19 protein-coding genes are annotated in these 21,733 nt (G+C 45.4%); 3 read left to right on the plus strand and 16 right to left on the minus strand.

What is annotated here, in order from left to right:
- Positions 1-98: 98 nt before the first annotated feature.
- The 12 genes from gpmI to B6K08_RS10560 all read right to left on the minus strand — a co-directional run bounded on the left by gpmI (position 99) and on the right by B6K08_RS10560 (position 13,674).
- The gene (gpmI, locus tag B6K08_RS10505) at positions 99-1,631 is read right to left on the minus strand and encodes a 2,3-bisphosphoglycerate-independent phosphoglycerate mutase (RefSeq protein ID WP_039206109.1); all 1,533 of its coding nucleotides are present in this window, start codon (positions 1,629-1,631) and stop codon (positions 99-101) included.
- 19 nt (positions 1,632-1,650) lie between these two features.
- Positions 1,651-2,403, minus strand: a complete 753-nt coding sequence (gene tpiA / locus B6K08_RS10510) for a triose-phosphate isomerase (RefSeq protein ID WP_027397718.1) — start codon at positions 2,401-2,403, stop codon at positions 1,651-1,653.
- Between the two features lie 139 nt (positions 2,404-2,542).
- On the minus strand, positions 2,543-3,736 hold the full coding sequence (locus B6K08_RS10515; protein ID WP_039206112.1) for a phosphoglycerate kinase: 1,194 nt from the start codon (positions 3,734-3,736) through the stop codon (positions 2,543-2,545).
- Positions 3,737-3,837: 101 nt separating this feature from the next.
- On the minus strand, positions 3,838-4,851 hold the full coding sequence (gene gap / locus B6K08_RS10520) for a type I glyceraldehyde-3-phosphate dehydrogenase (RefSeq protein WP_080326099.1): 1,014 nt from the start codon (positions 4,849-4,851) through the stop codon (positions 3,838-3,840).
- A gap of 258 nt (positions 4,852-5,109) precedes the next feature.
- Positions 5,110-6,510, minus strand: a complete 1,401-nt coding sequence (scfB, locus tag B6K08_RS10525; RefSeq protein WP_039210633.1) for a thioether cross-link-forming SCIFF peptide maturase — start codon at positions 6,508-6,510, stop codon at positions 5,110-5,112.
- Between the two features lie 81 nt (positions 6,511-6,591).
- The gene (scfA, locus tag B6K08_RS10530; protein ID WP_071997203.1) at positions 6,592-6,735 is read right to left on the minus strand and encodes a six-cysteine ranthipeptide SCIFF; all 144 of its coding nucleotides are present in this window, start codon (positions 6,733-6,735) and stop codon (positions 6,592-6,594) included.
- A 70-nt stretch (positions 6,736-6,805) separates the two neighbouring features.
- Positions 6,806-7,600: a polysaccharide deacetylase family protein gene (locus B6K08_RS10535; RefSeq protein ID WP_039210636.1), complete on the minus strand. Its 795-nt coding sequence runs from the start codon at positions 7,598-7,600 to the stop codon at positions 6,806-6,808.
- 8 nt (positions 7,601-7,608) lie between these two features.
- A complete protein-coding gene (gene whiA / locus B6K08_RS10540) occupies positions 7,609-8,565 on the minus strand; it encodes a DNA-binding protein WhiA (RefSeq protein WP_039210613.1) in 957 nt (318 codons plus the stop codon).
- 33 nt (positions 8,566-8,598) lie between these two features.
- On the minus strand, positions 8,599-9,912 hold the full coding sequence (locus tag B6K08_RS10545; protein ID WP_027397724.1) for a gluconeogenesis factor YvcK family protein: 1,314 nt from the start codon (positions 9,910-9,912) through the stop codon (positions 8,599-8,601).
- Between the two features lie 13 nt (positions 9,913-9,925).
- Positions 9,926-10,828: an RNase adapter RapZ gene (gene rapZ / locus B6K08_RS10550; protein WP_027397725.1), complete on the minus strand. Its 903-nt coding sequence runs from the start codon at positions 10,826-10,828 to the stop codon at positions 9,926-9,928.
- 27 nt (positions 10,829-10,855) lie between these two features.
- On the minus strand, positions 10,856-11,653 hold the full coding sequence (locus B6K08_RS10555) for a Cof-type HAD-IIB family hydrolase (RefSeq protein WP_039210616.1): 798 nt from the start codon (positions 11,651-11,653) through the stop codon (positions 10,856-10,858).
- A 44-nt stretch (positions 11,654-11,697) separates the two neighbouring features.
- Positions 11,698-13,674, minus strand: a complete 1,977-nt coding sequence (locus tag B6K08_RS10560) for a penicillin-binding protein (RefSeq protein ID WP_039210620.1) — start codon at positions 13,672-13,674, stop codon at positions 11,698-11,700.
- Between the two features lie 193 nt (positions 13,675-13,867).
- On the opposite strand from B6K08_RS10560, the gene B6K08_RS10565 reads away from it, so the two are divergent.
- Positions 13,868-14,314, plus strand: coding sequence for an Lrp/AsnC family transcriptional regulator (locus B6K08_RS10565; RefSeq protein WP_027397728.1), 447 nt, complete (start codon positions 13,868-13,870; stop codon positions 14,312-14,314).
- Between the two features lie 56 nt (positions 14,315-14,370).
- Here B6K08_RS10565 and rlmH read toward each other — a convergent pair whose 3' ends face one another.
- From rlmH to B6K08_RS10585, 4 genes are all read right to left on the minus strand, one after another.
- Positions 14,371-14,850 (minus strand): 23S rRNA (pseudouridine(1915)-N(3))-methyltransferase RlmH, encoded by a 480-nt coding sequence (rlmH, locus tag B6K08_RS10570; protein WP_039210625.1) that lies wholly within the window; start codon positions 14,848-14,850, stop codon positions 14,371-14,373.
- A gap of 5 nt (positions 14,851-14,855) precedes the next feature.
- Complete coding sequence (locus tag B6K08_RS10575) at positions 14,856-15,947, minus strand: S1C family serine protease (protein ID WP_052212435.1); 1,092 nt, start codon at positions 15,945-15,947, stop codon at positions 14,856-14,858.
- 29 nt (positions 15,948-15,976) lie between these two features.
- Positions 15,977-16,738, minus strand: coding sequence for an MBL fold metallo-hydrolase (locus B6K08_RS10580; RefSeq protein ID WP_039210628.1), 762 nt, complete (start codon positions 16,736-16,738; stop codon positions 15,977-15,979).
- A 159-nt stretch (positions 16,739-16,897) separates the two neighbouring features.
- Positions 16,898-17,335, minus strand: a complete 438-nt coding sequence (locus tag B6K08_RS10585; protein ID WP_407639843.1) for a transcriptional regulator PerR — start codon at positions 17,333-17,335, stop codon at positions 16,898-16,900.
- A 205-nt stretch (positions 17,336-17,540) separates the two neighbouring features.
- Between B6K08_RS10585 and B6K08_RS10590 the strand changes: the two genes are divergently transcribed.
- Both B6K08_RS10590 and B6K08_RS10595 read left to right on the plus strand, forming a co-directional pair.
- The gene (locus B6K08_RS10590; RefSeq protein WP_039210630.1) at positions 17,541-19,736 is read left to right on the plus strand and encodes a Tex family protein; all 2,196 of its coding nucleotides are present in this window, start codon (positions 17,541-17,543) and stop codon (positions 19,734-19,736) included.
- On the plus strand, positions 19,733-21,673 hold the full coding sequence (locus tag B6K08_RS10595) for a nicotinate-nucleotide--dimethylbenzimidazole phosphoribosyltransferase (protein WP_052212437.1): 1,941 nt from the start codon (positions 19,733-19,735) through the stop codon (positions 21,671-21,673). The genes B6K08_RS10590 and B6K08_RS10595 overlap by 4 nt, the downstream gene beginning before the upstream one ends.
- The last annotated feature ends 60 nt before the right edge of the window (positions 21,674-21,733 follow it).

The following is a 21,733-nucleotide window of genomic DNA, read 5'->3' on the forward strand; positions in this document are numbered from 1 at the left end:
TCCTCTCTTCGCTAATAATATAATACTCAGTGCCAAGTGGCCCTAAAGCCAGGTCCGGGCCACTATACACCTTCAAACACATCTAAATGGCAGCCTTATTACTTCAGCTTAACCATTGGAGTACCAGTCATCTCTGCAGGAATCTCCATGCCTGCCAGGGTAAGCAGTGTTGGAGCAATATCACAGAGAGCACCATCGCTGGCAATCCAGCCTACACGGTCAGATACAACGATGAATGGTACAGGGTTGGTTGTATGAGCGGTGAAAGGTGCACCAGTCTCAGGATCAACCATCTGATCTGCATTACCGTGGTCAGCAGTGATGCATACCTCACCGCCAACCTCGCGAATAGCCTCAACAAAGCGGCCAACACAGGTATCAACAGTCTCAACAGCCTTTACAGCTGCCTCAATAACGCCGGTGTGGCCAACCATATCGCCGTTAGCATAATTCAGAATGATGAAATCATACTTGCCGGACTTAATAGCCTCCACAACCTTGTCAGTAACCTCAATAGCACTCATTTCAGGCTGCAAATCATAGGTTGCAACCTTTGGAGAAGGAACCAGAATGCGGTCCTCACCCTTATAAGGCTCCTCAACACCACCGTTGAAGAAGAAGGTTACGTGGGCATACTTCTCAGTTTCTGCAATACGCAGCTGGGTCATACCATTCTTGGAAATAACCTCACCAAGGGTGTTGGTGATGGATTCAGGCGGATATGCAACCTTTACATTAAGGCCTTCCTCGTACTGAGTCATGGTAACAAAGGAGAGCTTCAGAGCCTTGCGCTCAAAACCGCTAAACTCAACATCAGTAAATGCATGAGTCAGCTCACGGGCGCGGTCAGGACGGAAGTTGAAGAATACAACACCATCTCCATCCTTCATTCCCTTGTAGTCACCTACAACAGCAGGAACTACGAACTCATCAGTTACCTCATTTGCATAAGATGCCTTAACGCCTGCCACTGCATCATCAGCAGTCACGCCCTTGCCCAACGCAATGGCCTCATAAGCCTTCTGTACACGATCCCAGCGGTTGTCGCGGTCCATTGCATAATAACGACCGGACATGGAAGCAATCTTACCACAACCGATTTCAGCAATCTTAGACTCCAGCTCTGCAACATATTCAGCTGCGGAGGAAGGATCAACATCACGGCCATCAAGGAATGCATGAACATATACATCCTTGAAGCCCTGGTTCTTAGCGAACTGTAAGAGACCATAGAGATGCTCACTATGGCTGTGTACACCGCCTGGGGAAACGAGACCCATGAGATGGAGAGCGCCGCCATTGGCCTTAGCCTGATCAGCAACACTTACCAGAGCCTCATTCTTGAAGAAATCACCATCCTTGATAGCCTTGGTGATACGGGTCAGTGCCTGATAAATAATACGACCGGCACCGATGTTGGTATGACCAACCTCAGAGTTACCCATCTGTCCATTAGGGAGACCAACGAACTCGCCGGAGGCCTGAATATGGGTGGATGGGAAATTCTGTCTGAGACTATCAATAACAGGAGTCTTAGCTATCTGGATAGCATTATTTGGATCACAGGTTTTGCCGTTTCCATAGCCATCCATGATAATTAATGCAACAGGTGCATTTTTTAATTTTGCCATTATTTTATCAACCTCTAAATTAGAACTTTACAATTGCGGAGAAGTCAGCAGCCTTCAGGGAAGCACCACCAACCAAAGCACCGTCAACGTTTGGCTGAGCCATGAGATCCTTAATGGTAGCAGGCTTTACAGAACCGCCATACTGAATGCGGATAGCATCTGCAGCGCTCTGACCAAATACCTCAGCTACAGCCTCACGGATAGCCTTGCAAACCTCCTCAGCCTGCTCGAAGGTAGCAGTCTTGCCAGTACCGATAGCCCAGATTGGCTCATAAGCGATAACCAGCTTAGCAACCTCGTCAGCGGAGAAGCCATCAAGAGCTGCCTTGATCTGCTTTACAACATGATCGATGTAAGTACCAGCCTCACGGATTTCCAGGGACTCACCACAGCAGATGATAGGAGTAATGCCAGCGGCATAAGCAGCGCGAGCACGCTTGTTAACGCCCTCATCAGTTTCACCGAAGTAGTCACGACGCTCGGAATGACCAAGTACAACATACTCTACGCCGATTTCCTTCAGCATGCCAGTGGAGATTTCACCAGTGAAAGCACCTTTTGGCTCCCAATGAACATTCTGTGCACCAACATGAATCTTGGTACCCTTGCAAGCATCAGCTACAGCTGCCAGAGCAGTTGCAGTTGGGCAAGCTACTACATCTACAGCCTCAACGTCAGCTACCAATGGAGCCAGCTCCTTAACCAGCTTAACGCCCTCAGCGATAGTGTTGTTCATCTTCCAGTTACCAGCAATAATAGGTCTACGTGCCATAATAATTATATCCTCCTCAAATTATCTATATATTTTTAAAAAAACGTTACAATATAGCCACAAAACTATAAAATGAATACCTCATCCGCCCCTGCGGGGCACCTTCCCAAAAGGGGAAGGCATGTTCAAAGACAAGCATTTATGCGTCTGCGATGGCTGCAATGCCTGGCAGCTCCTTACCCTCTAAGAACTCGAGAGTAGCACCGCCACCTGTGGAAATGTGGGAAATCTTGTCAGAAAGGCCAGTCTTCTTCAGAGCTGCAATGGAGTCACCGCCACCAACAATGGAGGTTGCACCATTCTCGGTAGCCTTGGCAACAGCCTCAGCAACAGCCAGGGTACCCTTTGCAAATGCATCGAACTCAAATACACCCATTGGGCCATTCCAAACAACAGTTTTTGCACCATCAAGAGCTTTTACATACTCATCGCAGGTCTTTGGACCGGAATCCAAAGCCTCCCAGCCCTCTGGAACCTTGTCAACATCCACAATCTTGGTATTGGCAGTAGCAGAGAAATCATCAGCAATAGTAAGGTCTACAGGAAGAACAACCTTTACGCCCTTCTCCTTAGCCTTTTTAAGCTGTGCAAGTGCCTCCTCAAACTTATCCTTCTCGCAGATAGAGTTACCGATTGGCAAACCCTGTGCTGCATCGAAGGTGTGAGCCATACCGCCACCAATGATGATGGTATCAACCTTGTCAATCATGTTGGAGATAACGCCGATCTTGTCAGAAACCTTAGCACCACCGATGATAGCAACGAATGGACGCTTTGGAGCCTCAAGTGTCTGACCAATGAACTTAATTTCCTTTTCCATGAGGAAGCCTGCAACGGACTCAAGATACTGTGCAATACCAACATTAGCTGCATGAGCACGATGGGAAACACCGAATGCATCGTTTACGGCAATGTCAGCAAGGGAAGCAAGCTGCTTTGCAAAGGCAGGGTCGTTCTTCTTCTCTTCCTTATGATAACGGAGGTTCTCTAAGAGGAGAATCTCACCTGGCTTAAGGTCAGCTGCAGCCTTTTCAGCCTCAGGACCTACACAGTCAGGAGCCCACTTAACATCTACGCCCATAACCTCGGATACGCGCTTAACGATGTGCTTGGTGGAGAACTTGTCCTCACGAGCCTCGGTAGGACGGCCAATGTGGCATGCCAAAATAACTGCTGCACCCTGCTCCAGCATGTACTTAACAGTTTCCTTGGTAGCCTGAATACGAGTATCGTTGGTGATATTCATATTCTCATCAAATGGTACGTTATAATCTACGCGGCAAAATACCTTCTTACCCTTAAGATCTACATCTTTAATGGTTTTCTTATTCATACCCATATTAATAAAAACCTCCGTCAATAAAATAGGTCCGGCCCAAACAAAGGCCGGACCTCAATGGATCTTTTAAACTATTGTTTTTTGATGACGAGTTATCAGCCTAACTCAGCGAAGTACTTAATGGTACGAACCATCTGGCTGGTGTAGGAGTTCTCGTTATCATACCAGGAAACAACCTGAACCTGAGTCAGGCCGTCTGCAACCTTGCTAACCATAGTCTGGGTAGCATCGAAGAGGGAACCATAACGCATACCAACGATATCGCTGGATACGATCTCGTCCTCGTTGTAACCGAAGGACTCAGTAGCCTGCTTCTTCATAGCCTCGTTAACCTGCTCTACAGTTACATTACCCTTAACTACAGCGTAGAGGAGAGTAGTGGAACCAGTAGGGGTAGGAACGCGCTGTGCAGCACCGATGAGCTTGCCGTCCAGCTCAGGAATAACAAGGCCAATAGCCTTTGCAGCACCAGTGGAGTTAGGAACGATGTTAACAGCTGCAGCACGGGAACGACGGAGGTCACCCTTACGCTGTGGACCATCAAGAGTCATCTGGTCACCAGTGTAAGCATGAATGGTAGCCATGATACCGGACTGGATTGGAGCCAGATCGTTCAGAGCCTTAGCCATAGGAGCTAAGCAGTTAGTGGTGCAGGAAGCTGCGGAAATAACCTTATCTTCCTTGGTGAGTACCTTGTGGTTTACATTGTAAACGATAGTAGGGAGGTCCTTACCTGCTGGAGCAGAAATAACAACCTTCTTAGCACCTGCAGTCAGATGTGCAGAAGCCTTCTCCTTGGAAGTGTAGAAACCAGTGCACTCCAGAACAACATCTACATCATGCTTGCCCCAAGGAATCTCTGCTGCGTTAGCGCAAGCATAGTTCTTGATTTCTTTGCCGTTAACAGTGATGGAATCCTCGCCAGCAGTTACCTTGTCAGCGTACTTGTAACGACCCTGGGAAGAATCGTACTTCAGAAGATGAGCCAGCATCTTAGGGCTGGTCAAGTCGTTGATTGCAACAACCTCATAACCCTCTGCGTCGAACATCTGACGGAATGCCAGACGACCAATACGGCCAAAACCATTAATAGCTACTTTTACTGCCATTTGTAAAATACCCCCTAAAAATATATAGATAAAATAATTTGAGAACACGTCAGAAAAAGACACCCATCTACCTGAACGGCAGACAGATGGCAATCATATATCCTAGTGTCCCTTATCTTTCAAGTAAGTTAATATTACACCAATTCAAGATACCTTGTCAACGCAAATTCATAAGCTTCAATAACTATAGCATAAATAATATGTATCATACTAAAGTAAGCTTACAATCACTATAAAGTAATAATTTTAGCACCTTTATCAGCAATTAACGCTGGCAGGCTTATAATCCTTTTTTCCTATCTTTTCCATGGACAAAACTGCCTGTACAGCGATGGCACATTCAAGGCGCTTCTTCTGAATTTCACAGCCCACTTCATAAGGCTTTCTTATGTCATCATGGAACAGATCTGCATTGGCATGACAACCACCTGAGCAGAAATACTTTGCCCAGCAGGTCTTACAGCGTTCCTTGTTCATAACATGGGATTCACGGAAATATCTGGTGATATCCTCAGCACCCTCATCAAGGTCATCAAATACATTACCCAATTTATACTTATTGCGGCCCACAAACTGATGACATGGATAAAGGTCGCCATTGGCAGCCACTGCATAGTATTCATGACCAGCGCCACAGCCAGCCAGACGCTTAGCCACGCATGGACCATTGGAAAGGTCCATATTAAAATGGAAGAAGAAGAAGCCCTTTCCTTCACGATGACGCTTCAGATAGAAATCAGTAAGTCTGTCGTACTCAGCGAAAATCGCCGGAAGCATCTCCTCAGTAAGACCATACGGAGAATCCTTCAGCACCACCGGCTCCATGGACAAAATATCAAAGCCTGCATCCGCCATAGCCTCAACATCCTTGGTAAAATCAAGGTTCTCTGCAGTATATGTACCTCGCATGTAGTAATTTTCGCCATTACGGGAATCCACGCACTTCCTGAAATTCTTCATTACCTTGTCATAGGTTGGCTGACCGCCACAGTCAGGGCGCATATTGTCATGGGTCTCACGACGGCCATCGGTGCTTAGTACCAGGCTGATATTATTATCATTGAGCCACTTAATATTGTCATCATTAAGGGCCAAACCATTGGTCGTCAAGGTCAGCTTGAATTCCTTGCCAGTTTCCTTTTCACGCTTTCTTACATACTCGGTAACCTCCTTCACCAAAGGCATATTAATGAGAGGTTCACCGCCGAAGAAGTCGATTTCACAATGTTTTCTAGGGCCGCTATGTTCAACGATATAATCAACTGCCCCACGGCCCACCTTGTTGTTCATGAGCTGACGCTCACCGCCGTACTCGCCGGTATCACCAAAGCAATATTTGCAGCGCATATTACAGTCATGGGCAGTCATCAGGCACAGGGACTTAACCAGGCCCTTGGCCTTGAAGGTAGGCGGAACATCAATATCGGGAGCAAACAGCTGGTTCTTGTCCATAAGAATATGAAGTTCATCCAAAGCTTCCTTCAAATCATTTTCCGTATACTGGGTTTTAAGGTTATTTATAACCTCATTATCATTTTTGCCATTAAAAATATCCATGATATCATAAATCATTTTATCTATTACATGGACAGCACCACTATTCACATCCAGCAGAATATACATGCCGTTCTGGACGAATTTATGGATTTTTGTGCTCATTTCATTATTCATAATAAAACAGTACTCTCCTAAAAACACAAGAAAAAAGCTCCCTCCCGGGGAGCCCTTCTCACTAAATAATTATTTCTTGCTTTCACAAACCTGATTGCCGACAGTACAAGAAGTCTTGCATGCGGACTGGCAGGATGCCTGGCACTCGCCACAGCCGCCAGAAGTCTTGGTAGCCTGCAAAGTAGGCTCATTTACAGTCTGAATGTGCTTCATATTAGGTAACCTCCTCACCTTAAACAAAGTCTTAAGTTATTTTACCTTTTTTTGTCTATATATGCAAATTTTAATGCTGGTTTATTCCCAACTGGGTCATAATTCTTCCCTTTAACAGGCGCCATTTAAATTCCGTCAAGCCAAACAATGGATGTGGAATGTTGATACGCTGAAGAAGATAGGGATTTGTTTCAAAGGTATTAAGCCCTGCATCCCCAGTTACTGCCGCCAGATACTCCTCCTCCTTCAGCATATCCAGCAGCTCCTTGTCATATTTGCCATTAGGATAGGACAAGGTATAGATGGTATCCATCCCATTCCACTCCATTAAGAGCTTGGAAAGCTTAACCTCGTCCCTGGCTTCAGCAAGGCTCATACTGGTCAACGGCAAATGGTTAGCAGTATGACTGCCTATTTCCACACCACGATGCTGGATGTCCTTTAACTGATCCCAGGACATATAATTTTCCTTGCCAATATCATTTCCCACCATAAAAATGGTAGCCTTAAGCCCCCGCTTTTCCAAAATTGGCAGAAGCTCCGTGTAATTGGTCTCGTAGCCATCATCAAAGGTGAGAATCACCGGCTTGTCCGGCAGCTGCTGCAGCCCCTTTTTTGCTCTCAGATAGTCCCTTATGGAAATGGTAGTGTAGCCCTGCTGCTCCAGATAATCAAGCTGTGCCTCAAATTCTGCCGGTGGTACGTTGTATTCATATGCCTTGTCCGGATTAGCTTCCTGTACCATGTGGTACTCCAAAATTGGAAATCCCTCCGGAGCCGGCTGAGACAAAAGATACTGAATCCCGGCAAAAAGCAATATTGCCCCAAGGACAACAACCAACAGTGCTATCTTAATAAACCTCATATACTTTTTCAATCATCTTCACCTTTTTCTTTATTTTTCCCCCGCAGTTCCTCTGCCAGGGCCACCAGCTTTCTCAGCCGATGATTTACACAGGACTTGGTCACAAGCAGCATTTCTGCCAGTTCTGCCAAGGTGGCATCGGGATTATCCTGCCTGCATTGGGCTGTCTTTCTAAGGGCCTTGGTGAGGCCTTCCAGCTTTCCCTCATCCCTTAAATATTTTATACACTCATTTTGATAAATTGCTGCATCCACGGTTTTCTGCAGATTAGCAGTTTCACAGTTAACCAGACGATTTACCTGGTTGCGTACTTCCTTAAGATTACGGCCTCCCTCGAAATCATCCAAAGATTTAGTGGCACCTATAATGGACAAGAAATCCATTATAGCCTCTCCATCTTTCATATAAATGAGGTAATGGTTTTTCCGGTCCGTAAAGCCGGCAGGAAAGCCCATGCGCTTAAGGACTCCTGCAATGGTGTCAGCAAAGCCGTAGTTTGAAGTGACCATTTCCAGATGGCACTCTGCTTCAGGCTTGTTAATACTGCCACCACCCATAAAGGCCCCACGAAGATATGCGTGACGACAGCACACCTTCTTCAATAGGGCCTTATCCCGGCCCAGGGAGCCCTCTGTCTCACCCAGCATTCCCAGCTTTTCCATTAGTGGCCGAACCAATGGCGATGGAACCACGCGCACCATATAGCGGTTATTCTTTTTAAGCCGCTTGCTCCTGGTTACAGTTACCTCCGTCTGCACATTGCTGGTGGCCTTCAGCAAGCTCAGAGTCTTTCTGGCCACCGCCGCATTTTCAGTAACGTAATTAAGTCCCAGACTCATGTTAGGGCCCAGGGTCATGGATGCACCCATACGCAAAAGTGCTGCCAGCTCCGCAGTCTGGCAGCATAATTTTTTATCCAGTTTGTGGGCCAGCTCATTTTTCACATCAGCTGCAAAAGATGGCATATATTTCTCACCAAACTTCTAATATAATTTCTGTTAATGCTTCCTTATTTCATCAAGGCCAGCCTTTATGCCATAAACTGCCCGCATAACACTACTGGCCAGCTTGCGGGAATCATGATGAATTACATCCTTGCCACTTATAAGGTCTGCCTTAATAAGGCCTACCCCCAGAGCATTAAGTGCATCATCATCCACCTCCACCGGATAGGCACCCTTTTCCGCATATTTTTGAGCCAAGTCCTCAGGTACCGGAGTGGAATTTACAATAACATAATCTATGGCCTGCCGCCCCGCGTGATCCAAGATAGCCTTTACATGCATGGAGGCGGTATAACCATCGGTTTCCCCGGGCTGGGTCATGACATTGCAAATGTAAATCTTAATTGCCTTGCTACGGCAAATTGCATCACCTATGCCCTCCACCAAAAGATTAGGCATAATACTGGTGTACAAGCTGCCAGGCCCAAGAACGATTGCATTGGCATCCCGTATGGCATCCAAAGAGGACTGTACTGCCTCCACATGCTCAGGGAACAGCTTAACACGATGAATCCGCTTATGAACCTCCGGAATATGGGATTCACCACAGACGATGGTGCCATCCTCCATGATAGCATCCAGCCGTACATGCTCCTTACTGGCAGGGAGCACCCGTCCCTTTACAGCCAGAACCTTGGAGGATTCTGTCAGGGCAGTTTCCACATCACCTGTAACCTCTGCCATAGCGGCAATAAACAGATTGCCAAAGCTATGGCCAGACAATGAGCTGCTGCCTCCGAAACGGTGCTGAAACAGCTTTTCCATCAAAGGCTCCGTATCAGCCAAGGCCACCAGACAATTTCGCAAATCCCCTGGCGGAATAATCCCCAGCTCCTCACGAAGCCTGCCAGAGGACCCACCGTCATCAGCCACGGTCACCACTGCTGTAACATTGGTGGTAACCTCCTTTATGCCACGCAAAAGCACGCTGAGTCCGTGACCGCCACCCACAACGGTAACAGCAGGTCCCTTGCCCAGCATTCGTTTCTCATAAATCAAATCCACCAGCTTCTCCGAAGAGGATGGATACACCACATCAATAACCGACTGGATAATAAAGCGGGCCGCCATAGCCATAATCAAAAAGCCTATGACTACCATCACAGATCCCATAACCGCCGTGGCAGTATAGGTGTATTCCCCGGAAAAGGTATAAACAGCCCAGAATATGGACTCCTCTATACTGTCTATATATTTATAGTTGAACATAATTGCTATGCCCAGACTGGCCAGCATAACACCGGCGGCAAACAGCAGCAGCCAGCGCTTGAATCTCATGCCTGGATACAACCATTTCAAAAAATTCATTGTTTGTTACTCCTTAACATTCCTCACGAACGTGTTCCCAAACATCATTTTTCATCAGGTCACGGTGTTCTAAATTCACCAAATACCCCTTATCCTTCAGTCTGTCATATATATGCTTGGCAATAAACACAGAACGGTGCATTCCCCCGGTACACCCCACAGCTATTACCAGCTGAGTCTTCCCCTCTTTTTCATACTGGGGCATTAGAAAATCTATCATATTATCAAGATGCTTCTCAAACTCCTTGGTAACAGGATACTGCTCGATATACTGGGCCACCTCCGGCACAGCACCGCTCTTATGGCGCATTGATTCCACATAAAAGGGGTTTGGCAAAAAACGCACATCAAATACCAAATCTGCATCCAGAGGCATACCAAACTTAAATCCAAAGGACATTACATTGGTGCTGAGCTTATCCCCTGGCTTGCTGGCAAATATATTCAGTATTTTTTCCTTAAGCTCAATCTTTTTCAGATCTGAAGTATCAATGATGTAGGTAGCCTTATTTCTGATAGGGGCCAACCGCTCACGCTCCTTGGCAACTCCCTCGGGAATTCTGGAGCTAGGGGCCATAGGATGACGACGTCGAGTTTCCTTGTAACGGCGAATAATGGCAGCATCGGATGCATCCATAAACAGCATTACATAGGGCTGATTATCCCTGTCCATATTTTCCAGTACATGGATAAATGTATCAAAGAATTCCCTACTTCTGGTATCAACTACCAGCACCACCTTGTTTACATGACCATCAGAATGACGGCACAGCTCGGCAAATTTTGGAATAAACACCGGAGGCAGATTATCTATTACGAAATACCCAATATCCTCCATATAGCGACACGCCTGGGTTTTTCCCGCCCCGGACATACCCGTTACGATAATAAAATCCATTCTTTCATCTCTATCCATAACAGCCTCCTTCTAAAAATCAGCCTGTTAGTCCAGACAAAATCTTTCGATAGCTTCTGCAACACCGTCATGGTCACAGTCAGCCACCTCATATTCTGCAATTTTCTTCACGTTTTCGTTGGCATTGCCCATGGCTACCCCAAAGCCTGCTGCCTGAATCATGGTCAAATCATTGTTGGAATCACCAATAGCAAGCACCGAATCCATAGGTATGTTGTATTTCTCCGCCAGCCGAGCAATGGCTGTTGCCTTATTTACTCCCGGTTTTATAAGCTCAATATAAACTGGCGTAGACTTAACAGCCTCTATACGGCCACCAAACTGCTCCGAAATTGCATCAACCACTTTATCCCCTTCCTCCGGGGTATCCACCATAATCAAAAGCTTTGGCACATTGTCCATGAATTTTTCCAGCTCGTTCCCCACAGGATTACCATTAACACCGGCAGCACAGCGATAATATGCTGATTTATCATTTTCCTCTCTATAATAGAGCTTTTCATTGCTGTAAATCTGAATATAAAGCTTTCTCGACTCGGCAAATTCCACCAGCTCTTCCACCAGCTTACGATCCAGATAGGAGGCAAATACTTCCTCCCCATCCACAGTTTTTACAAGGGCACCATTATATGTAATAATTGGCACATTTACTCCCAAAGCCTTCACATGGGGCAGGGCAGAAATATGCATTCTTCCAGTGGCTACAGTAAAAATAACCCCAGCATCCACAGCCTTCTTAACGGCAGCCTTTACACCATTGGTTACCTTGCGCTGGCTGTTTAAGAGGGTACCATCCATATCTGTAACAAAGAGCTTAGCTTTCATAATAATGTTCCTTTCCTATGTATATTGATATTAGATAAATATCATTATGGCTTAAAATAAACCGTTACGCTTGTACCTGGATCCACTACTGTATTTGCTGGTATACTCTGGCCTGTGGAAAGGCCCGTACCCTGAATATTCATCCCAATTCCCAGCTCTCCCAGTTTTTGGGAAACCTCACGAATACTCATACCATTGAGATCAGGCATTATCTGTTTTCCCGGCGGAGCGGTCTTGACAGCTGGCTGTGATTCCTGTTCCTTGTGCTTCTTATCCATATCCTCAAATGGGTCAGATGATGGTTCAATGTGTTTATAACGAAGCAGCTGGGCAAAGATTTCCCCTGCCACCGGTGCAGCAATCTGACCACCGTAGAAAGAACCGGCTGTAGGGTCATCAATTATAACCAGAACCACAAGCTGAGGATCTTCCACAGGAGCAAAACCACAGAATGACGCAATATAACGGCCTTCCATGTAGCCGGCAGTGTCCTTGTTAATTTTCTGGGCTGTACCGGTTTTTCCCGCCACCCGATAGCCCTTAACCTGAGCCTTTTGACCGCCACCGGTGGCAACTACCTGTTCCAGCAGTCCCATGAGAGTTTTGTCAGTGGCAGAACTCAGTACGCGACGCACTTCCTCGCGGCCATTTTCTTTATAAAGGGAGCCATCAGCATTGGTGATATTTTTTACGATATGAGGCTTTAAAAGCACACCGTCGTTGGCAATGGCAGACATGGCTGTACACAGCTGAATAGGTGTCACCGCAATACTCTGGCCAATGGACATGGTCGCAATATCGGAATCCACCATCTTATCACTTTCAAAGAGCATACCAGTAGCCTCACCCGGCAGCTCTACACCTGTAGGCTCACCAAAACCAAATTTTTTGGCATATTCGTTGAGCTTTTCACCGGTAAGTATCTGACCTATCATGGCAAAGCAGGTGTTAATGGAATTCTTAACAATATCCGTAAAGGTTACGGTACCAAAACTCTCACCATTCCAGTTCTGAATATGCTTGTCCGATACGTTAATACGCCCCGGATCGTAGAAAGTCTGATTAGGTGTTACCACGCCTTCCTCCAAGGCAGCACCGGCCACAACTGACTTAAAGGTGGATCCTGGCTCATAAATATCCGACACAGCACGATTTTTTATTGCCTCCATGCTATAATCACCAAATTTATTCGGATTATAACTTGGTCTGGAAGCCATGGCCAGAATTTCACCTGTTTTAGGATCCATAACAATGGCAGTAACATTTTGAGGCTTGTTCTCAATCATTGCTTTATCCAGAACCTGCTCCACAATAAACTGCATAGTGGCATCTATTGTTAAGGTAACTGTCTTGCAGTTATCTCCCTTATAACGCTTCTGAGAAAGGGAGAAAATGGAATCAAAAATGGTACGGCCCCTCATGTCCGTAAGTACATCCTCCTCCTGGACATCCCCCTTTACTATGCTGTCCATGGAGTATTCCAGTCCTTCAAGGCCCTTATCTTCCATACCGATAAATCCGATTATATTTGCGGCCAACATATCGTTTGGATAATATCTTTTAACCTCATCATCCATCCAGAGGCATTCATATCCCTTGTCTTTTTTTAGCTGATTTATTGCCGCTTCCTCATCACTTTCCAATCCATGCTTAACGGCATAGTAGGCACCGCCCTCACGTATGCGGTTGGCAATAGTTTCCGCAGGAATATTAATTATTGGACTCAACTCCGCTGATAAAACCTGAATATCCTCCTCACTGCCAACTTTATCCGGCCGTATGACCAGCAGCTTGGCTATGCGGCTGATGGCCAGCTCCCTGCCATTTCGATCAAGTATCTTCCCTCTGGGAGATTGGCGCACCACGTTATCCCGGGCTATATTCATAATCTTTTCTTCCATTTCATCGTGCTGGATTACCTGTAAAATAAAATATCTGCCAATGGTAACCACAAACAGAAACATCAGAAACAAGGTGAGTCTATTAATATTTATAAGAATCTTTGTCTGTTTATTTTTCATTACACTACCCCAAATTTATACTATTCTAACTTACTATTTTACACCAATACAAAGTAAATGCAAAAATTTCACTTAAACAAAATAAAATGTCAGAATATTTTCTTTTTAAAGAATTATTTTATGATTTTGAAGATAAAAGTTTACTTTTGTATCCTTTCACTGGTATAATGTAAGCAGAATGGTGGTGTTAAAAATGGATGATATTGATAAGAAGATTCTTAAGCGCCTACAAGAAAATGCCCGTGTCACAATTTCAGTTTTGAGTTCGGAGATTTCCCTATCCATGCCGGCTATCAGTGAACGCTTAAAAAAGCTGGAGGCTTCTGGTGTCATTAAGCAGTATACCGCTATTTTAAATCCTGAGCTTGTGGACAAGCAACTTATGGCTTTGGTTTACCTGAGCTTTGATAATCCTAGCCATGGTGACAGCTTTAAAAATTTTGTGGTTGGTGAGTCGGACATCAAGGAATGCTTCTACATCACTGGTGACTTTGATTATTCCTTAAAAATAATCACCCAGAATACAACTACTTTGGAAAATCTTCTGACACGCATCAAGGAACAAACCGGTGTAATCAAAACACAAACTATTGTTGTGCTGTCCTCCATTATAGACAGACCTTCCGTTACCATTGAGTAAATCGTAAATACCAAAAATGGGACTGCCCCAGGCAGCCCCATTTTTTTGTTGTTCCATCACCAGTGGTACTTTTCTCCACGATTTATTTTAAATGCCCTGTATATCTGCTCAACCAGCAGCAGACGTACCATCTGATGGGTGAAGGTCATTTTTGAAAAGCTAAGAAGCATATCTGCAGCTGACCTTACTTCAGAAGACAAGCCAAAGGCTCCTCCTATAAGGAATGTTATATTGCTCTTTCCCGACAGGCCCAGGCTGTCAATTTTGGCAGCCAGCTCCTCAGAAGAAAGCTCCTTGCCATATACATCCAATACTATAAGATAACTGCCCTCAGGCACCTGCTTTAAAAGACGTTGTCCCTCCCAGGTCAGAGTCTGCTGCTTTTCAGCCTCTGAAGGATTATCCTTCATTTTTTCTTCACTTATCTCTATGATTTTCACATTGGCAAAGGGACCCAGACGCTTCAAAAATTCGTTTATTCCCTCGGTCAGGTATTTTTCCTTTATTTTGCCGGCGGTAACTATATTAATCTTCATTCTGCTTAACCCTCAACAGGCTGGGCATCCAAAGTTACATTTACAGTCTTTGTGGTTCCATTGGAATCATATTTAACCTCTACCGTTTCACCCACTTTATGAGCAGTAATGGCTGCCCGCAGTTCACCCACAGTATTAACCTCTGTGCCACCTACAGCCAAAATTATATCACCGCGACGGAAACCGGCACGTCCGGCAGGTCCATCCAAGGATACATTAAATACATATACGCCCTTATCCACATTTAAAATATAACCCTGACGGGCTGCGGACTCCTTGTCAAAAACACTTACCCCAAGATATGGTCTGGTAACATGTCCCTGGGAAATAAGCTCCTCAACCACAGAACGTACAGTATTAATTGGAATGGCAAATCCCATACCTTCTACAGCATTTGTGACGATTTTCTGGGAATTAATACCAATGACCTTGCCATCGGCATTTACCAGTGCACCGCCGGAATTACCCGGATTGATGGCCGCATCTGTCTGAATGAGCTTCATATTGCTTTCGCCTTTGTTAAGAACACGATTTACGGCACTTATTACGCCGGTGGTGACACTACCCTGAAATTCCAGCCCCATTGGATTGCCAATGGCAATGGCAGGCTCTCCCACCATAATGTCATCGGAGTCGCCGAAATCTGCTGCCGGCAAATCATCTGCATCCACCTTAACCACGGCCAAATCAGTGATTTCATCCGCCCCAATCAGCTTGCCATTAAGACTGCGTCCATCAGAAAGGGATACTATGATCTCCTTTGCCCCATCGATTACATGATTATTGGTTACAATATAGCCATCCTTGCGGAAGATAACACCGGAACCATAGCCCTCGACGTCGCGAAGGTTAAAAAAGAAATCTCTGGCAACGGCTTTATTGGTAATACCCACCACGGCAGGCCCCACATTCTTGGCTGCCCTGACCACAGGTGTGTTTCTGGCATCGGATACATTGGTATTATAGCTTGGACTGGAGGCTGGAATTCCTTCGGCCACATTATTCTTGCCGCATCCCCCCAGCATTACCGATCCCGCTACCAGGAGACCCATTACAACCGGCAGACAAGACTTAAAAATTCTCTTCTTTGTAATCATTTTCTCTCCCTCCAAAATACAAAAATATATCAAAAATCCACACTGACACATCTATCCTGAGCAGTAAGTATGAGCTCCATGTTCTTAACTCCCTGCTGGTCAAGAATCTGCCGCACAGTTTTCATTGCCAATTCCGGCAGGTTGTTGGATTCACTTAGATGTGCCAGCAAGACCTTTTGCGGTTTTTGCTTTAAATGCACCAGTGTCCAGGCCGTATCAATGTTAGACAGGTGGCCCCGATTGCTTAAAATACGCCGTTTCAGTGGCCAGGGATATTCGCCGTTTTTCAGCATATCCACATCATGGTTTGCTTCCAATATCATTACTCTGGCTGATTCCAGCTCTCTGCGCAGATTGCTGTCCACAAAGCCCATATCAGTAGCTACCACACATTTTACACTGCCAGTTATGGAGTACCCCACAGGGTCAGCCGCATCATGAGGAATTCCAAAGGCCTTTACAGTCAGCTTGTTTATTCTGACCCGATCCATAATTGGATTAATACACTCCTGGGGAATATCCCTGTAGCAGTTCATGGCCCTAAAGGTTTCCGGACGGCTGTACACCGGTATACCATATTTTTTTGTCAAAGTGGCAAGCCCATTAATATGGTCACTATGCTCATGGGTGATAAAGACCCCATCCAATTTCTCAATGGCCTGACCAATATTACTGAGTTCCTGCTTAATGCGCCTGGCGCTGATACCAGCGTCCACTAAAAGTCTGCTTCCCTCCATTTCAATGAAGGTACAATTTCCTTTACTGCCGCTGGCCAAAACCGAAACCTGCATCTTTCCTCCTATAAGCCAAGTATAAGAAGCCCTGCTGAAAAAATTCTGTAAATATTATTAGATTTTGTTTAGAACCCTATATACCATAACAAAAATGGTCAAAAAGGTCAAAAGAAAAGGACAGGACTGACTCCTTGTCCAGTCCTGCCCCAATTTACCTTAATTATATTTTTTCTTTTTTCCCTGACATTTAGGACACTCACCATAAAAATACAGCTGTCTGCCTGTCAGCTTGTAATCGGACAGCTTTGCTACCTGTTCCATAATGGCCTCATCCTCAAACTCCATAATGTCATCTACACGGCCACATGTGTTGCAGCGCACATGTGGATGATTTTCCATTCTGGCATCGTAACGATAACTGTCCTCACCAATATTCAGTACCTGAGCCAAACCAATCTGATCAAATATCTCCATGGTCTTATATACAGTTGCCAGACTCATGGCCGGATAACTTGGCAAAAGCATATTATAAAGCATTTCCGCATTAGGATGCTCAGTTGTATTCTGCAACGCATCATATACAGCAAGACGCTGCGGAGTTACCTTAAAGCCATGACTGCGAAGTATATCTGCTACACTTTGCATGTCCATCATCATATTCTTCTTCCTCCAAATTTAGTTGTAAAACGTAACTACTTTCTCCCAATTATTAATGGATAATTACTATCCATTGAGTATTTTACATATATTTAACATTTATGTCAATAAAAATATAGGATAATAGTTTCATTTTTCTTAAAAGGAAATAATGTGATATAATTATTTGTCGATTGCTTACACGATGGAGGAATAAATTGAGATGAAAACAGAAAATATCAGTAAAATTATTGCTGACGAATTAAAAATAAAAGTATTTCAGGTTGATGCTGTTACAGAGCTTTTAGACGAGGGCAACACCATTCCTTTTATTTCCCGCTACCGCAAGGAAAAAACCGGGGAACTGGACGAGGAGAAGGTTAGAATTATTTCCGAACGACTCGCCTACCTCCGCAATTTTGTAAAACGCCAGGAGGAAATCATCAACAAGATAGAGGAACAGGGAAAACTAACCCCTGAGCTGCAGCTGGCCATCGAAAAAACCACTAAGCTGCAGGAGCTGGAGGATATTTATCTTCCATATAAGCAGAAGAAGCGCACCAGAGCCCAAAAAGCCAAGGAAAAGGGCTTAGAGCCACTGGCAAGCACTATTATTCTGCAAAATCTTGCTGTGGGTACTCCTGAGGAAGTGGCTGCAGAATACATCAATCCAGAACTGGAAGTGGAGACTGCCCAGGATGCCTTGGCTGGAGCTCAGGATATTATTGCGGAAATGATTTCCGAGGATGCCCAGCTTCGTCAGGAGCTGCGTAAATTCCTTTGGAATAACGCCTTTATTACCACCACCTTGGACGAGGAAAAAGAAAACACCGATGAGGGCAAAGTATTCCTGATGTACAAGGAATATAAGGAACTGGTGCGCACCCTGCCATCTCATCGTATTTTGGCTATTAACCGTGGCGAAAAGCTGGAATGCCTGAAGGTAAAAATGGAGGATGATGAAGAAAAAATTCTCTCTATCATTGGCAAGCGTTTCATAAAAGGTAACTCCATTTTCCAAAGCCTTTTGAAAGACACTGTGGCTGATAGCTGGAAGCGTCTCATTCAGCCATCCCTTGAAAGAGAAATCAGAAATCAGCTTACCGAAACTGCAGAAAAACAGGCTATTGATATTTTTGGAACTAACCTACGCCAACTGTTACTGCAGGCACCACTGGCAGGCTTTACCGTAATGGGACTGGATCCTGGCTACCGTACTGGCTGCAAAATGGCTATTGTAGATCCAACTGGACATGTCCTCGACCATGGAGTTCTTTATATTACCCATGGTGAAAAAGGTGCCGCTGAATCTGCAAAAAAAGCACTGGCTCTTATCAAAAAATACAAGGTCAATCTCATTTCCATTGGCAACGGTACTGCCTCCTTTGAAACAGAGGAATTTGCCGCCAAGCTCATAAAGGATAACGGACTTGATACTCACTACATAGTTACCAGCGAAGCTGGGGCCTCCGTATATTCTGCTTCCCCACTGGCAAAGGAGGAACTGCCTGAGTATGATGTTACTATCCGCGGTGCAGTGTCCATTGCCCGCAGAGTGCAGGATCCATTGGCAGAGCTGGTAAAAATCGATCCAAAGGCCATTGGCGTCGGCCAGTATCAGCATGACGTAAATCAAAAGGAACTGGCCAATACTCTGGATCAGACCATTGAATCAGCGGTAAACCACGTTGGTGTAGAACTGAATACTGCTTCCCCAGCCCTTTTGAAGCATGTGGCAGGCATAAATGCCACTATTGCCAAGAATATAGTAACCTACAGAAATGAAAATGGTCCTTTCAGCTCCCGTAAAGAGCTGCTAAAGGTAGCCCGTCTGGGCAATGCCGCCTACACCCAGTGTGCCGGCTTCCTGCGTATCGGCGGGGGCAAAATGCCTTTGGACAATACCCCTGTACATCCTGAATCCTATGAGCTGGCCAAAAATATTTTGGCAAAATTAGGGGCCGATGTGGATATTTTAAATGACAAAAAGCAGCTGGAAATGCTCCAGGCCAAAATAAAAATTGCTAATCCTGAAAAGCTGGCCAAGGACTTAAATGCCGGTGTACCAACTGTTAAGGATATTTTGGATGCTTTGTCCAAGCCTGGCCGTGATCCTCGTGAAGATCTGCCAGTGCCTCTTACCAGAAAAGCCATTGTAAAGCTGTCTGATATTAAGGTAGGTACCATTATGCGTGGTACTGTCCGCAATATAACCGACTTTGGTGCCTTTGTAGATATTGGCATAAAAACCGCTGGTCTTGTACATATTTCCGAATTAAGCAACAAGCACGTCAAGCATCCTTTGGATGTGGTGGCTGTTGGTGATATTGTCACCGTTCTGGTCATTAGCGTGGACGAAGCAAGGGGCCGTATTGGCCTTAGCATCAAACAGGTCCCTCAGGAGGCCAAGGCTATATGACGAATTTACCCGTAATGAAGGAAGAGGATTTTAAAGCTCTCATAGCTCAAATACCTCCCAAGGATACTGACAGTATAGATGAAGTGGAAAGAATTCTTGCCACTTCCACCATAAAAAGGGATGATTTTGGTGCCCTTCGCTTTTTATTGAAAAAGTATGCCGGTGCTACGGGCTCTGCTTCATTTGAGGACACGCCTGTAAAGGCTGTCACCATCTGCTGTGCCGACCATGGTGTTGCAAAGGAAAATGTCAGTGCCTACCCGCCGGAAACCACGCTGCACATGGTGGCCAATTACCTTATTTCCCACGGTGCTGCTGCCAATGTTTTTGCCGACTTCACAGGAGCTCATCTCTGTGTGGCAGATCTGGGCATAAACAGTGAAAAAGCCAAGGAGCTCCCAGGGCTTATAGATTTCCATATTGCCTCCGGCACCAATAACTCCTCCCAGGGGCCGGCCATGACCAGAGAACAGGCAATAAAATCCTTATATTACGGATATTCTCTGGCAAAACAGCTCCACCAACAACAGGGGATAACCATATTTCTGCCCGGTGAAATGGGCATATCCAACACCACCTCCAGTGCAGCTATTACCGCTGCTCTCCTTGAGGAATCCCCTGCCAACACCACCGGCAGAGGCACCAATATCTCCGATGAACGGTTCAAGACAAAGCTGGCCACTGTGGAAAAAATACTGGCTGTAAACCAGCCGGATGCCAATGATCCTATAGATGTGCTGGCCAAAGTGGGAGGCTTTGAGCTAGGGGCCATTGCTGGACTTATGCTGGGTGCCGCAGCTTCCCATTCCCTTACCATACTGGACGGCTTTAATTCCAGTGCCGCTGCCCTAATAGCTTTAAGATTGGCTCCTGTTCTCAAGGATTATCTTGTTCCTTCCCACAAAGCGGGAGAACAGGGACAGCACTTAATCCTTAAAGAACTGGATTTTACCCCAATTATGGCTTTAAACATTAAGCTGGGAGAGGCCATTGGTTCATCCCTTGTAGCTGACATTTTAGATGCCGCCATAAGAGCCTTTAAAAATATTCAAAAGGACCTGCCCGCCAAAGAGTTAATGGCAGATACCATCGAAAAGGATGTTATTCCCAACATAGCCATTACCCTGACTGATAAAACCTTTGATTATTATACTCGTACCATGCCGGACCTGGATAAGGAGGCCATTGAACGCTGTCAGATGCGGCTGGACAATTTATCAAAGCCTATCTACAGCTTGGGGGTAATTGAACAGATAGCCGCCCAGCTAAGTGGTATAACCTCCAACGAGCTGCCAAATGATATATCCAAAACAATGCTTTTCATTGGCATGAAAAAGGAAGCTGCATTAGATAAGGACCAAGCTGCTTTTATTCATAGCTTTACCACTCAAACAGGAGCCGAAGCTATTGCAGCCTATCTCACAGGAGAAAGGACCCAGATGGATGCCTTTGAATTTGGTCGGCTGCAGGGGGAAAATATCTCTCTGGGAAGCCAAATCATGGGACTTTCCCTTATAGATAACGACACTGCATTAATAGATGCCATGGCAAATATGCTGTGCGACACCCAGGGCAATCTAAAGCTCCAACCAGGTACCTTCATGACTCAGCTATCTGGGGAAATGCAGCTGATAGCCTCCGCTGTTCTTGGGGCCATAATTGCCGCCACCCACAACCGCACCATGATAATTCTTGGAGATAGGGCAGTAACCGCCTTGGCTGGCTATGCAGCTCAATTGGTACCGGAAATTCAGCCCTTTCTCTTACCGATTGAACCACCGTTGTACCACATGGCAGTGAAAATACCAGGCATAACGGCCTGCATAGGAATGCGTCTTGCAGATGCTGCTATTCATATAGTTAATGATATGAAAACCTTCAGCGAGGCCCAGGTGGCTACTGCCAACGACGGCCCAGGTGCCGGAAGACAAATATAGCTTTCATAACAATCATTGCAAATCAAAACAGGGTTTGGGAAACCTAAAAAGTATTCCAAA

The sequence above is a fragment of the Anaerovibrio lipolyticus DSM 3074 genome (assembly GCF_900141865.1).
Classification (GTDB): domain Bacteria; phylum Bacillota; class Negativicutes; order Selenomonadales; family Selenomonadaceae; genus Anaerovibrio; species Anaerovibrio lipolyticus.